Annotated in this window: 7 protein-coding genes; 6 read left to right on the forward strand and 1 reads right to left on the reverse strand. The window is 39.0% G+C overall.

The window, feature by feature from the left end:
- Positions 1-237 precede the first annotated feature (237 nt).
- The 6 genes from EXT43_RS08405 to EXT43_RS08430 all read left to right on the forward strand — a co-directional run bounded on the left by EXT43_RS08405 (position 238) and on the right by EXT43_RS08430 (position 14,543).
- Positions 238-2,901: a TonB-dependent receptor gene (locus EXT43_RS08405; protein WP_062567005.1), complete on the forward strand. Its 2,664-nt coding sequence runs from the start codon at positions 238-240 to the stop codon at positions 2,899-2,901.
- Positions 2,902-3,016: 115 nt separating this feature from the next.
- The gene (locus EXT43_RS08410; protein ID WP_130166774.1) at positions 3,017-4,957 is read left to right on the forward strand and encodes a S9 family peptidase; all 1,941 of its coding nucleotides are present in this window, start codon (positions 3,017-3,019) and stop codon (positions 4,955-4,957) included.
- A gap of 291 nt (positions 4,958-5,248) precedes the next feature.
- Complete coding sequence (locus EXT43_RS08415; RefSeq protein ID WP_054564038.1) at positions 5,249-7,915, forward strand: TonB-dependent receptor; 2,667 nt, start codon at positions 5,249-5,251, stop codon at positions 7,913-7,915.
- A gap of 243 nt (positions 7,916-8,158) precedes the next feature.
- Positions 8,159-12,313, forward strand: a complete 4,155-nt coding sequence (locus EXT43_RS08420; protein WP_165385091.1) for a transporter substrate-binding domain-containing protein — start codon at positions 8,159-8,161, stop codon at positions 12,311-12,313.
- Positions 12,314-12,423: 110 nt separating this feature from the next.
- Positions 12,424-12,729 carry an H-NS histone family protein gene (locus tag EXT43_RS08425; RefSeq protein ID WP_054564036.1) on the forward strand — a complete coding sequence of 102 codons (306 nt, stop codon included), beginning with the start codon at positions 12,424-12,426 and terminating at the stop codon, positions 12,727-12,729.
- A gap of 68 nt (positions 12,730-12,797) precedes the next feature.
- Positions 12,798-14,543 carry a DEAD/DEAH box helicase gene (locus EXT43_RS08430; protein ID WP_063529177.1) on the forward strand — a complete coding sequence of 582 codons (1,746 nt, stop codon included), beginning with the start codon at positions 12,798-12,800 and terminating at the stop codon, positions 14,541-14,543.
- Positions 14,544-14,569: 26 nt separating this feature from the next.
- On the opposite strand, the gene EXT43_RS08435 is transcribed toward EXT43_RS08430, so the two are convergent.
- Positions 14,570-14,902: a ribonuclease E inhibitor RraB gene (locus EXT43_RS08435; RefSeq protein ID WP_062567001.1), complete on the reverse strand. Its 333-nt coding sequence runs from the start codon at positions 14,900-14,902 to the stop codon at positions 14,570-14,572.
- Positions 14,903-14,943: the final 41 nt, after the last annotated feature.

Below are 14,943 nucleotides of genomic sequence, written 5' to 3' on the forward strand. Positions count from 1 at the left end.
ACCTGTTGTAAATGTTGCTGTGTCTATTGTATTTAAAGGGGTTTGAAGGTGTTAATTATGTTTTATTATTTTGGTTAGTGTTTTATTTATTGTTAAAAATTGAACTTTTGAGTTAGCGAAGTGTTGACCTTTAAGAGTGGCGAGTATTATTATCAAAGCTCAAAATTACTGCCTAATATGCATTTTTTTTGAATAACTATAAATATTCCATGAATAACATGGTCCAGGGAGAATCAAATGTTAAATAATAAAGTTTCAAAAGCTGTTCGCTTAGCGATCGCTTTTGGCGCAGCTTCTACAGCTGCATTTTCTGCAAGCACATTTGCTGCAGATGAAGAAAACGCAGAAAAAGTTGAGCGTATCCAAGTTACTGGTTCACGTATCAAGCAGGTAGATCTTGAGAACAGCTCTCCAGTTACCGTTTTATCAGCGGCAGAAATCAGCCTTTCAGGTGAGCCTACAGTTGCTGACGTTTTAAATAACCTTGCTTCTAACTCTTTCGGTTCTTGGAAAGGTGTATCTGGTTACGGTGCTGGTGGTGCAGCTTCTTCTAACATTAACTTACGTGGCCTTGGCTCTGACGCGACACTTGTATTATTAGATGGTCGTCGTATGCCTGGTACAAGTTCATCTTCTGGTTCATCGGCTGATACATCAATCATCCCAATGGCTGTTGTTGAGCGTGTTGAAATTCTTCGCGATGGCGCATCAGCTGTTTATGGTTCATCTGCAGTTGCTGGTGTAATCAATATCATCACTAAAAAAGACTTTGATGGCGTTAGCGTAAAATACGATTACGAAGTACCTAAAGTTGAAGGTGGCGAAAGCAAAACTTTCTCAATTACTTCAGGTTACACATCTGAAAAAGGTAACATCATCTTCACGTATGAAAACTCACGTGACAATGCAATCTTCGACAAAGAAATTTGGGCGATGGACGATCCAACTTACGGTGCGTACAGCGGTTATAGCCATGTTCCAAACTACCGAATCGGTGGTGCGGGTAGCTATATCTCTAACCCTGAGCTTTGTGACCAAACAGCTGACGTCGTAAATTCTATGGATGAGAACGGCGTTGGTGGTTGTTTATACAATTACGGTAACGTTACAAAATTCTACCCAGACGTAGAAAACAACTCATTCTTAACTAACTTTAACTATGAATTGACTGACAACATTCGCTTTGTTGGTCGTGCAATGGCAAGTTTCAACGAAACAAACTCTCGTTACGCAGGTACGCCAGTATCTACCGGTGCAGTTTGGATGGATGCTGACAACCAATATAACCCAGAAGATGAAGATATCCGTCTTTACATGCGTTCTGTGCCAATTGGTAACCGTGATACAAAAACAGAAGTTGTAACTACAGACATCGTATTAGGTCTTGAAGGCTTCACTGATATTGGTAATGGTTTTGATTGGGAAATCAACTATCAAAACAGCATCTCTAAAACAAATGTTTTTGGTAGCAACCTAGTTAATGACGTAATGTTACAAAGCGCAATTGACTCTGGTGAATATGATATTCTTAACACTACTGGCATGAGCTACGAAGAGTGGAATACTCAACTTACAGACTTATACCAATATGCAGCGCATACAGGTACTTATGAAGGTCGTTACGAAAGCCAACAAATTGATGGTTTAGTATCTACTACATTCGTTGATAACGGTGATTTCGTTATTGCTGGTGTTGTTGGTGCAGAATTTGAAGAAATTGATTTCACTCAAGTATCTGATCCTGAGTCTGCAAATGGTTTCATCTCAGGCGGTTCAGGCGGCGATGACGTATATGCAACTCGTGACCGTACTGCTGCATACATGGAAATTCAAGCAAGCTTACCTTACGAAATTGATGTAACTGTTGCTGGTCGTTATGAGAAATACGAACAGTCAGGTATGACTAACCTTGGTGAAAAGAGCACTACATTTGATAAGGTTGTTCCAAAAGTAGGTGTTACTTGGCGCCCAACTGACACATTATTAATCCGTGGTTCTTGGGGTGAGTCTTTCCGTGCTCCTAACATGGGCGAAATGTTCCAGTCTTATGCATTAAGCTTCCCAACTGTTCGTGATACAGCATGGTGTGATGCTAACCCTGGTCAATCATTAGAAGGTTATTGTTCTGACGCTGGTGAGCAAGTAGCGACATGGTTCGGTGGTAATGCAAACCTTACTGAAGAAACGGGTGACTCTACGACGCTTGGTTTCGTATGGGATATCGTTGATGGCTTAGCAGTAGAATTAACTTACTACGATATCAGCTACGAAAACCGTATCGATGACGTAAGCACAACTGAACTTCTACGTATTGAACAAGAAGAAGGTGGTTTAGGTTCTACACCAGATGCTATCGACCGTGCTAATGGTACTGGCCAAATTGATTACATCTACACAGGTTATATCAATAAAGCATCACTACAAACGTCTGGTTTCGATTTCTCAACTCGCTACAAGCATGAAACTAGCTTCGGTGACTTTGGCGTAATGCTAAACGTTTCAAAAGTTATGGAATTTGAAGAGAAAGCTGACAAAGATGCAGAACCGTTTGATTATGCTGGTCTTCAAGATTACCCAGATTGGAAAGCTGATTTAGGTGTTAGCTATTCTTATGAAGATTACAGTGCTTCTTGGACTATGTTCTACGTAGGCGCTCAAGAGTCAGGTAACGAAGAGTGGGGTGTTGATTACCTTGCTGACGTTCCTTCATACTTCAAGCATAATGCTCAGTTCACATACACTGCACCAACAAATACTAAAATTTCTGTAGGTGTTAACAACGTATTTGATAAGAAAGCACCTTCTTGGTATGACGGCTTCCGTGATTACCGTGATTCAAGCTGGTCATTATACGATCAAACAGGTCGTTCAATGTACCTTCGTTTAGAACAAAAATTCTAAGCTAAAATAATTAGTATAAGCTCTTAAAACCCTGCTGTAGCAGGGTTTTTTTATGCAAAGTACTAAGTTATAAATAACCCAAACATTTATCGTCATAATTAAAGGGAATATTAAAATGAAAATAATATGGTTTTTACTTTTGAGTAGTTTGCTCAGTTTATCTATGAGTGTCGGCTCCAAAACGCAAGACATCCCAATTGAGGACTTCTTTAAAACACCTAAATTTTCTAATTTGCAACTTTCTCCAAATGGTAAGTATCTTGCGGTTTTATCGCCAATTAACGAGCGTAGAAATATTGTTGTAATGGAAGTTGATGGCTTTAAAAATGCGAGGCCAATAACAAAGTTTGATGAGCAAGATATCAATAGTTTCTCTTGGGCGAATAATGATGACATTATTTTTACACTAGACAGTAATGGTAATGAAGCATTCAGTATTTATACAATTGATGCCCATAAGAAACGTGCGAAGGTCGTGCAGTTAGTCGGATCAAAAGTTGGCGCATCAGGTATCCGCTCTGCATCAGTTGTGCATTTATTACCAGATGATCCGAAGCATATTCTGGTGCAATATAACGGCCGAAACATTGTTGCTCCAGATTTATATAAACTGCCAATCGACAGCCGTTGGGATCGTAAACACGAACGTAATTACAAGATGGACTTACTTGCAAAGAACCCTGGTAACGTTCAGGGGTGGATGCTTGATCATGATGGTGAGGTACGTGGCGCTTTAACGATTGAAGGTTTAAAAGGTACTTTACTATATAAAGGAAAAGGCGAAGAAAAATTCAGAGTATTACGAGAGTACAATGCCGAAGAAGCAAATATTGAACCATTGGCATTTGATTTCGATAATAAAAGGTTGTTCGTCGCTTCTGATTTAGGTCGTGATACCAAAGCTGTTTTTTATTTCGACCCAGAAACGAATAAGTTAGGCGAACAAATTTTTGCCCATGATAACGTTGATGTTACATCGCTTAGCTTTTCGAGAAAGCGTAAAAAGCTTACTTCAATTAGTTTTTATGACAAATACCCTGAAGAAGTATACTTCGATGAACAGACTGCAAAAATGATGACCTCATTAAAGCAGACATTTCCCGATAAAGTTGTGACAATTACCAGTCGCTCTGATGATGAAGTGCTCAATATTGTCTATGCAGCGAGTGACACTGATCCCGGCCAATATTATTTATTCAATAAAAATGACAATAGCTTAAAAGCATTATTAAGCCCAATGTCATGGATAGATCCTAAAGCGATGTCGCCGATGCAGCCTATCGAATTCAAAAGTAGAGATGGTTTAACATTAAATGGTTATATCACAATTCCTAAAAACTCGTCGGGTAAACAGCTACCTCTTATCGTAAATCCACATGGTGGTCCCTTTGGAATTCGAGATTATTGGGGATTCAATCCTGAAGCCCAGTTTTTTGCAAGTAGAGGCTATGCCACAGTCCAAGTTAACTTTAGGGGGTCTGGCGGTTATGGTCGCAAATTCCAGCAAGCGGGCTATGGTGGTAAATGGGGCGCTGAAATGCAAAATGATATTACAGATACCGTTAAATATTTGGTTTCAGAAGGTATCGCAGATGCGAATAAGGTCTGTATTTATGGCGCGAGTTACGGTGGCTATGCCACAGTAGCGGGCCTTGCGTTTACACCTGAACTTTATAAATGCGGAATAGATTACGTTGGCGTAACAGATGTGTCTTTATTATTTGATACATTACCAAAGCATTGGGAGTCACAACGTGAAGTGCTTGAAATGCAGATTGGTGATCCATCTGATGAAGCCCTAATGAAACGAATGTCACCGTTGCAACATGTTGATAAAATTAAAGCGCCACTAATGATAGTGCAAGGTGCGAAAGACCCGCGCGTAGTTAAGCAACACGCAACTGATTTACGCGATGCACTGGCAAAAAAAGGAGTAATTTTGTCAGATGATGAATGGATAATGAAAGAAAATGAAGGTCATGGCTTTCAGAAGCAAGAAAATAAAGTTGAGCTTTACACAAAAATGGAAAAGTTTTTGGCTAGATATTTGAAATAATAAATTATCAAAAAAATATAAAAAACCCAGAAACTAAGGCTCGAACCTTGTTCTGGGTTTTTTATTGTTTCGAATATATAAACTAATGTGAAATATATGTAATCAAATTTTTCTTTAATCTTATATACACATGAAACTTAAAATTTACATTGAAAAACAATGGTTAAAAAACTGTTGACCAAAAGTTGTCCCTAATATTAGTATTTAATTCCCTTATGGGGTACTAGTACCTTTTTAAGGGGTAAAATAAATTAATAAAGTCATAACATGGATATGACCAGGGAGAATCAAATGTTAAATAATCAAGTTTCAAAAGCAGTTCGCTTAGCGATTGCTTTTGGTGCAGCGTCAACTGCTGCATTTTCAGCTTCGTCTTTTGCTGCTGAAGAAGAAGGTGTAGAAAAAGTTGAGCGAATCGAAGTTACAGGTTCACGTATTAAACGAACTGACATTGAGGGTGCAAACCCTGTTGTTGTAATCGACCGTGCATCTTTAGATAATTCAGGTCAATTAAGTGTTGCAGACGTATTAAACCGTTCAACATTTAACTCATTTGGTTCGATTCAACCATCATCAGGTAGTACTGCGCAAAGTCAGGCAACAGTAAACTTACGTGGTTTAGGTTCTTCAAGAACACTTGTTTTAATTAACGGTAAGAAAATGCCAGGTTCACCTGTTATGGGTGGTGGTGCAGCTGACTTAAATACCATTCCTTTTGCTGCTGTAGAGCGCATTGAAGTTATGGGTGATGGCGCATCTGCGGTATATGGTTCTGATGCGATCGCCGGTGTAGTTAACATTATTTTAAGAAAAGATTTTGAAGGTGTTCAAGTTCAGGGTCGTATGGGTACTCCGAGCCGTGATGGCGGTGGTGATGAGTCATCATTCTCAATTATCACAGGTCTTAAATCAGAAAACTCTAACCTAGTATTCAGCTATGAGCATGATGAGCGTGATATTATTTTTGCTCGTGATCGTTGGTTCTCACGTGCAACAGACGATGGTTCAGGTACATTCGCTGGTACAACAGGTCAAAGCTGGTATGGCCGTAACATTCTAGATATGCAAACATTTGAGTTTAACCCAATGATCACTGGTCAAGACTGTTCGCAGTACGGTGATTCTTTTGCTTATCATAATGATGCACCAGATTTCCCTGCTGACGACGGCTGTCACTATGATTATACTGCTGTTGCTGCTGACGCTGCTTCAACAAAGCGTGACTCAGTATTTGTTAACTTTGATTATGACATCAATGATGATTTAATCTTTAACTTCCGCTCATTACATTCGCGTAATGAAAGCTTTGGTCGTTTCGCACCTGCAGCAGGCTGGTTTACATTCCCTATTGCGCTTGCTGAAGACACAGAAAAAGGCTTAATGGCTGTTAATGAAGGCGACCGTGGTTATTACCGCTTTAATAACGTAGGTACTTCACGTGACACTTGGCAAGTTAGCAACATGGCTGATTGGAGTGCATCTCTAAATGGTATGGGTGAAGTGTTTGATTGGCATGTAGATGCACACTACAACCGTTATGAAATGAACGAGTGGGGTCAAGGCTATGTTCATCGCCCAAGCGTAGAAAATGCGATCATTGATGGTTGGGATCCACGTGACCCAGATCAATCTGCGTATGCTACTCAATTAGCTAATATCGCCGCAAATAGTAACCGTCGTTCTGGTAGTACATTACGTGAAGTAACTGCAGGCGTAAGCTTTAATGAGTTAGCTACTTTACCTGCAGGTGAACTAGGCCTATATGTTGGTGCTAGCTACCGTGAAACTGATTACTTTGACCAAGCGGAAGCTCAAAACGAAGCGAAAAACATCATTGGTACTGCTGGTGGTTCAGCGGCAGGTGACCGTACAGAATCAGCTGTTTTTGCTGAAATGTTAATCCCTGTAGTAGACACATTAGAGTTAAACTTAGCTGCTCGATATGATGATTACAGCGATGTAGGTTCATCATTTGTTCCTAAAGTTTCACTTAAATACCAGCCATTTGATGAGTTAGTTTTACGTGCTGCTTGGGGTGAAGGTTTCCGTGCTCCAACGTTGGAAGATCTATATAAAGCACCACAAGAGTCAGCTTCATCAGCTAAAGATGTTGTGGTATGTACATCAGCAGGTACATCACGTTCTGATTGTCGTACACAACAACATACAACTTACTTCATCGGTACTGATTCATTAAAACCTGAAGAATCAGAAAGTGTAAGTTTCGGTATGGTTTATAACATCACTGATAATATCGATATGTCAGTTGATTACTATGATATCGAAATCACTAACCAAGTTAGCTCGTTATCTACACAAGACGTATTTGACCTTGAGTTAGCTGGTCTTCTAGGTGACCCTGAAGATCCAAATGATAACGCTGCTGGTTATGACCAAGTATCTGTAGACCGTGGTGGTAATCCAACAGGTCGTTCATTACTTGTTACTGCACCAATGGCTAACATCCCTGGTTTCTCTACAGATGGCTTAGATTTCAAACTTAACGCAGTATTTGACTTAGGTGGCGCAGGTCTACTTCGCTCTAAGTTTGCTTGGTCAGAAGTACTTAGCTATGAAGAGCCAGATATCATCGGTTACCCTAACGTTGATAAAATTGGCCGTGCTGGTTTACCAGAAAGAAGAATCAGCTGGGGCTTAACATGGGATATCGAAGCTCACATGTTAAACGTAAATTGGAATCATATTGCTTCTACAGCTGAAGAAACTGAAGATGCAAATGATGAAGGTACTAAGTTCAAAGCAGTTGGTGAGTTATCTTCGTATAACATTATCGATATTAACTATACTTACGCAACGCCTTGGAATCTTGATCTAACACTAGGTGTTAATAACTTAGCTGATAAAGATCCAGTATTGAACTCTGAATTAGACTACGACGACACTCTTTATAGTCAAGTTGGTCGTCTGTACTATGCAGGTTTCAAATTTAAGTTCTAAACGAACGATTTAAATACTTGTATATTAAAACCCTGCACTTGCAGGGTTTTTTATTTTATAAACAAATTCACTACAGGTTTTACAGTTATAAAATAATTAATTTTTAAGGCTTAATTATTTACTTAAGCTCTTGCTCAAGATTTATGTGCAGTTGTTTAAATCAATTTATGCTCTTATACTTAAAAAACCTTAATAAAAGCGATGTTTAAGTTGAGTTATTTCCATAAAATCATAGTGTTGTTTTTGACGCTGTGTCTTTCATTCGATGTGTTAGCCACACAACTCAAAGCGGGTATCGTTAACTATAATTTTTTTCCTTACCATACCCGGGATGCTGATGGGCAGTTTTCGGGTGTTATTGTTGGTTATAGTAATGAAATCGCTCGCTTGGCTGAAGCCGATCTTGAATATCGTGTTTACGACAGTTTAGATGAGTTGTTAGATGCGCTTAAAGTTGGTGAGATCGATTTTGCTGTAGGCCTAAATAAAACCGCACAACGCAAAAAGCATTATTTATTTTCAACCCCCTTCATGGAAGCGCCAAGAGGTATTGTCGCAAATCAGTCTATCGCAAATGATGCTTTGAAAAACTTAGCAAGCTTACGTTGGGTGTGCATTACGGGTAGTTCACATTGTGAATATTTAGTTGAAAATGGCGCGCTATTTATCAATCGTTTTATAAAACCCGAAGACGCCTTTAAAAAAGTAGCAGATGGCTCGTTTGATGCTTTTATGGGGGATTACTCGGTTTTATCCCACCAACTAAAAAATCGCTCTCAAGAAAACCTAAAAGTTGTGAGCCCAGTTTGGTTATCGAGCGAAACCTTGCATGTAATGTTTAATAAAAATAAAACAGCATTACGCAATCAGGTTAACTCGGTATTAGCCGCTATTTCACCAACCACGAGACAATTATGGGAAAGTTCTGCTAGTGAAGAATATTTAGCCGCTAAAGCGTATAGTCAATTTAAGCGTGACTTTAACCGTATTGATAAAAAAGAAGAAAATAATTACTTACTGACATTCTCTTTTGTCGATGGTTTATATCCAATTCATGCGACAAGTAATTTAGGGGAAGCTAATGGCTATTTAAACGATACTCTTGAGCTTTTAGCGCAGCGCAGTGACTTTCAGTTTAAGTATATACCTGCGGCTAATTCGAAAGAGTTGGAACGACTATTTTTAGCCAATAAAATTGATTTAATTCCGACCATGAACCCTACTAAAATTGATGAGGGTGTGTTGATAGCACTGCCTGCTCACTACAGTTTAGAGATGGTGTTAATCTCTAAACGAGCAAGCCAAACTAAACGAATTGGTTATTTAGAAGCGTTTGCTGACCCTAAGCAAAAGCTTGTAACGAATGAACTCGTTGAAACGGTATCATTTGACTCAATTAAAACGCTATTTTATGCACTGAGAAATGACAACATTGATGCTGTGATATTGCCGCAAAGTATTGCGGCATACCAGTTAAACCAATTCTATATTGGTGAGTTTTATATTAATCCAAAATACCGTTATACCCAGCCTATTTATTTTTTAGTGAATAAGCACTTTTCAGAGTTTGCGACTTTGCTAGACAGCTTATTTAAAACACTGACCAGCAACGATTTTAGCCATGTTGTGAACCGTCATGGCATTTTTAGTATTGAACGTGGCTACGACCGTAAAACAGTGAATACCACGGCAATTCTTATTTTAATTTTAATCGCTGTGTCGGTGATTTATTTTATTAGCTGGCGGTTAACTATTAATCGCGAAATTGCAAAGCGTAAAGAAGCTGAAGAAGTGGCATTGATTAAGCTTAACTTTACCCAAAAACTCATTGATGACTTACCCACTATGGTGGTGATTCAAGATCAGCATCAAAAACGCGTTATGTGGAATCGTGCCTACAAAGAAAATTTTGCTCACTTATGGGATGAAAATAACCAATATCTGCGCGGCGACATTAAAGTTGTAAAAAAACTAATTTCACAAAATGAACAAAGTTTAAATTCAGGCAAAGTCATTAATCAGCATATTAATTACACTAACAAATCTGGCAAAGAACTGGAGCTGCTTTATACTAAAAAGCCGTATGTGGGGTTAGATGGTGAACTAGCAGGCATCATGACAGTACTTACTGATGTTACTGAGCACCGCCATTTACAACGTGAGAATCAGTCAGTTCAACAGCTTCTACAAACCATCACAGATACCATACCCGGCGGCGTTTTCCAGTATGAGTATTATGACAATGGTGAGGGGTGTTATACCTATATAAGTAAGGGCGCGCAGAGCTTATTAGGTGTCACTTCACGAATGATTAACCAGCGCGGTATGACGGGATGTATCTCGCCATTTATTGTTGATGAAGACCGCGTGCAAATCGCCAAGAGTTTTAAAGCAGCGACAAAATTTAACAAACTGATTGATATTGAGTTTCGGATAAATAATCTCGGCCAGCAAATTTGGTGTCGTTATATTGCTAATGCTGAAATTAATAAACGAGACGATAAGCAAGGTGTGCGTTGGAACGGGATCTTGCTGGACATCAGCTTACTTAAACGTCAACAAGCAGACTTAAGTAAAGCTACTCAGCTTGCGCATCAAGCTGATCTAGCAAAAAGCCGCTTTATTGCCACTATGAGTCATGAATTAAGAACGCCAATGTCTGGGGTAAATGGCTTTATAGAGTTGTTAAAATCATCACCGCTTGATGAAGAGCAGCATTACCTCGTTGAGCACATTGACAGCTCTGTAACCAAGCTTCGCACATTAGTGGATGATATTTTATATTTTGCTAACACCACGACAGGCAATATTGAAGTTGAATTACGTGAGGTCGACCTAGAAGCACATTTATGTCGTGTTTTGCGTGCCCATGAATACCTAGCTAAGCAAAAAGGGCTTGAGTTTAACGTGATTTGGCGCACAGCTGCTTATACCTTAGCTTCTGTTGACATAAGCCACTTGATGCAGGTTCTCTCTAATGTTTTAAATAACGCTGTGAAGTTTACTGAAAATGGTTCAATAAGCTGCGATGTGTTATTTGAGAAGCAGTCTTTAAAAATTGAAATATCAGATACAGGTAAAGGTATGACGGCTGAGCAGTTGGCGCATACATTTACCCCTTTTGAGCAAGCTGACAACTCAATTCAACGTCGCCATGGAGGTACAGGCTTAGGCTTGAGCTTGGCAAAGCAACTTGTTGAAGCAATGCAAGGTGAAATATCCATTTCAAGTACTTTTGGTAAAGGTACCAATGTTTACATTGCTGTGCCACTTAAAAGCGTCAGCAAACAAAAACTGCAGGCTGTATCAGTGAATTGGGCTGTGTGTTCTCAAGACCATCAGTTATTAAATAATCTAGCTAATATGGGTGTAAAGCATCATCAATTAAGTTGGCCAATAGATAAAGAAGCATTTACGCAAGAAGATAATATTCTTATTGATGAAAGCTATATTAAAACGTTGTTGGGCGCTAACTGGCTGCAATCAATCAGTACTGCAACCAACAACTACATTTTAGTCGCAAGTGCAAAAAAAGAGCATAGGCCGGCTAATTGTAGCTGTCATATTTTACCTATAGAGCCATTATATCCAGATACTCTAAGAGAGCTTTTAGATAATGTACATACCAGCAATGATGAGGGGTTGGCTGCGCAAAATGCTCAGTTACATGGGCAAATATTAATTGCTGAAGATAATAAAACAAATCAATTATTACTCGAAAAACAATGCCAGAAGCTCGGTATCAAAGCAGTGATGGTTGATGATGGTATTGCTGCACTCAGAGCACTTGAAACAGGACGGTTTGATTTATTACTAACCGATTGTCATATGCCTGACTTAGATGGGTTTAAGTTAACGGAGCAATTACGCAATCAAGAAAAATTTAAACATTTGCCAATTATTGGCTTTACCGCCGATGATTCAAAAGAATGTTTTAACAAAGCATTAAAGTCAGGAATGAATAGTGTTTTATTTAAGCCTTATAAACTTAATGAATTATATAATCGTCTAGCTGAGTTTATAGATTTAAGCTCTAATGATTTGCCTAATAGCAGTGAAGGCGTTGATATCAGTTTACAAGGTATAAAAGATAAGCAGCATTGGTTAACTGTTTTTGGTAATGAGAGTGATGCAAAAATGCTTGCCGACGTATTTATTAACAGTTTGCATAGTGATTTAAATACTCTACAAGAGCACTTGGAAGCTCAAAATTTAGAAAAGGTTTCTGCTGCAATACATAAGCTTAAAGGCGCTATTGTTATGCTGCAATACCCACCTTTATCTGAGCTAATAGTGACAACAGAAAATACCTTTAATCAACAGCAAGATACATTAATAGTGGAACAATTAATTACTGAGTTAAGGGATGTAATAGATAAAATAAAGCTATGGCTATAATAAAAAGATAGGATAAAAAATAAACATGGAATAGATTATTTCATTAAATCCTCATATACTAGCTACTGTTGAACATTTAACTTAACTTTTAATACTTAAGAGAGCTCTCAATGAAAGAAATCCGATCTTTTGTGAAATCTGCGTCATTATCTGAATTAGAAAAAGCAAAACAGCTAATTGACACAGCAATCGAGAAATATACTCAACAGCAAGAAGCTAAAAAAGAAGTACTCGATCTACTAAAAGAAAAAGGACTTACATTAGAAGATTTACAAGATGTTGCATCAACAGATAAGCGTACTAAGGTAAAACCAAAGTACCGCATCGAATTTAATGGCGAAATTGTTGAATGGACAGGCCGTGGCAAACGTCCTAAAGCATTCCAAGGTGTCGATTTAACAAAACACCTCGCTTAATTTTTGCTTTAAAGAATATCAAGGGAAGCGTATGCTTCCCTTTTTTATGTCGATTATAGTCCGATAACATGAAGTACGTACTCAGACCCTACCAACAAGAGGCCGTAGCACGCACGGTTGCTCACTTTCGACAAACAGATGACGCCGCACTGATTGTTTTACCAACAGGGGCTGGAAAAAGCCTTGTTATTGCTGAACTTGCGCGCATTGCTAAACAAAAGATTATGGTGCTCGCGCATGTTAAAGAGTTAGTAGAGCAAAACGCCGAGAAATATATTAGCTTTGGTTTTAAGGCGAGTATTTTTTCTGCGGGGTTAAAGCAAAAGTCTTTAACAGAGCAAGTCACCTTTGCGAGTGTGCAATCACTGGCACGCAATACAGAAAAGCTCACTGATGCTTACTCTTTGTTGATCATTGATGAATGCCACCGTGTAAGCGGTGATGAACAAAGCCAGTACGGGCTGGTGATAGCGAGTCTAAAAAAACAAAATCCCAATCTTAAAGTACTTGGCTTAACCGCAACACCATTTCGTATGGGGATGGGTTGGGTTTACCATCATCACTATCATGGTTTTGTTAGAGGTGATAAAGATGCACCGTTTAAAAAGTGTATTTTTGAGTTACCACTGCGCTATATGATCAAGAACGGCTATTTAACGCCGCCCCATGAAGTCGATGCAGCCATTAGCCATTATGACTTTTCATCATTACCGAGTGATTCATTTGGTCGGTATAGTATTGAGAATATGAATGCGTTATTGAAAGATAATACACGCGCAACAAAAGCGATTATCAAGCAAGTTATAGAATACAGTGAACAGCGTCATGGCGTGATGATCTTCGCTGCAACCGTAATGCATGCCAAAGAAATTACCAGTTACTTACCTGAGGATAGTACGGCACTTATCACGGGTGATACTGATAATAACGAGCGTGATCGAATTATTAATCAATTTAAAGCAAAACAAATAAAATATTTAGTAAATGTATCCGTACTCACGACGGGTTTTGATGCGCCTCATGTCGATTATATTGCGATTTTACGTCCCACCGAGTCGGTCAGTTTATATCAACAGATTGTTGGTCGAGGCCTTCGTTTAAGCGAAGGAAAAAAAGACTGCTTAGTGATTGATTATGCAGGTAACGGCTTTGATTTGTTTTACCCTGAGGTCGGCAGTAAAAAAGCGCAAAGTGATAATGTGCCTGTTCAAGTGCTGTGTCCAGGCTGTGGATTTGCGAATATTTTTTGGGGTAAAACAGACAGCGAAGGCAAAGTGGTTGAGCATTTTGGTAGGCGCTGCCAAGGCTTGCTGGACGATGGTGAAGAACAAGTACAGTGCGATTATCGTTTTCGGTTTAAAGAATGTGAGCAGTGTGGTGAACAAAATGATATTGCTGCAAGGCAGTGTCAGTCCTGTGGTGCCATGATGGCAGACCCTGATGATAAACTACGAGAAGCACTAAATTTAAAAGATGCCTTGGTATTAAGGTGTAGTGGTTTGTCAGCTCAGGTGCTCGCAAAAGGGTTACTTAAAATTAGCTATTATGATGAAGATGGAGCCAGTTGTGATGAGGTATTTAACTTAGCAAATGACACCGGACGATTTATTTTTAATAAGCAGTTTGGTAAGCGAGCTGCACCAGGTTTTACCCCAATAGATTGGCAAAGCGCGGAGCAAGTTGTCAATTTACAACAGCAGCTACTAGCACCCGATTTTGTGATTGCGCGTAAAAATAAAAAATACGGTTGGAAAGTGGCTGAAAAGCTATTTGATTATCAGGGCAATTTTCGTAAGGCGAATCAATTAAATTGATCCCCTTACGAGATTGTGGGAATGGCTTATTCTTCTTCGGCCATCAACCCCCAACCATCGCCATAACCATTATGGCTATTAGCAATGCTTTCTAAGTATTGTTCTGTTTGGCTAAGTAAGGTGTGATCTGGCACCATCTTCACACGAGTAATTACTTCCCACACCCCTGTATCTGGACATTTGGCTAACTCTGTTGAAGGGGCAAGTTCATCACTTGTAATGGTTTCAGCAAATTTTTCTGCTTCAGGCTTTTGTTCAAAAAGAATATAGAAATCGATAGTTTGCATACTGGTTAAATCGACACCAGCGTCAGCAATTTCAGCTAATAATTGACCGTTTTCGTCATCAGGGAAGTGCATTTAGTCGCTCATTCATTATAAATCTAGGTATTATCCGCTAT

The sequence above is a fragment of the Pseudoalteromonas sp. CO109Y genome (genome assembly GCF_004208935.1).
GTDB classification, from domain to species: Bacteria; Pseudomonadota; Gammaproteobacteria; order Enterobacterales; family Alteromonadaceae; genus Pseudoalteromonas; species Pseudoalteromonas shioyasakiensis.

Bases quoted from the DNA above. Each gene is read 5' to 3' on its own strand.
- EXT43_RS08405 (WP_062567005.1), top strand. From the start codon at position 238: ATGTTAAATAATAAAGTTTCAAAAGCTGTTCGCTTAGCGATCGCTTTT.
- EXT43_RS08410 (WP_130166774.1), top strand. From the start codon at position 3,017: ATGAAAATAATATGGTTTTTACTTTTGAGTAGTTTGCTCAGTTTATCT.
- EXT43_RS08415 (WP_054564038.1), top strand. From the start codon at position 5,249: ATGTTAAATAATCAAGTTTCAAAAGCAGTTCGCTTAGCGATTGCTTTT.
- EXT43_RS08425 (WP_054564036.1), top strand. From the start codon at position 12,424: ATGAAAGAAATCCGATCTTTTGTGAAATCTGCGTCATTATCTGAATTA.
- EXT43_RS08430 (WP_063529177.1), top strand. From the start codon at position 12,798: ATGAAGTACGTACTCAGACCCTACCAACAAGAGGCCGTAGCACGCACG.
- EXT43_RS08435 (WP_062567001.1), bottom strand. From the start codon at position 14,902: ATGCACTTCCCTGATGACGAAAACGGTCAATTATTAGCTGAAATTGCT.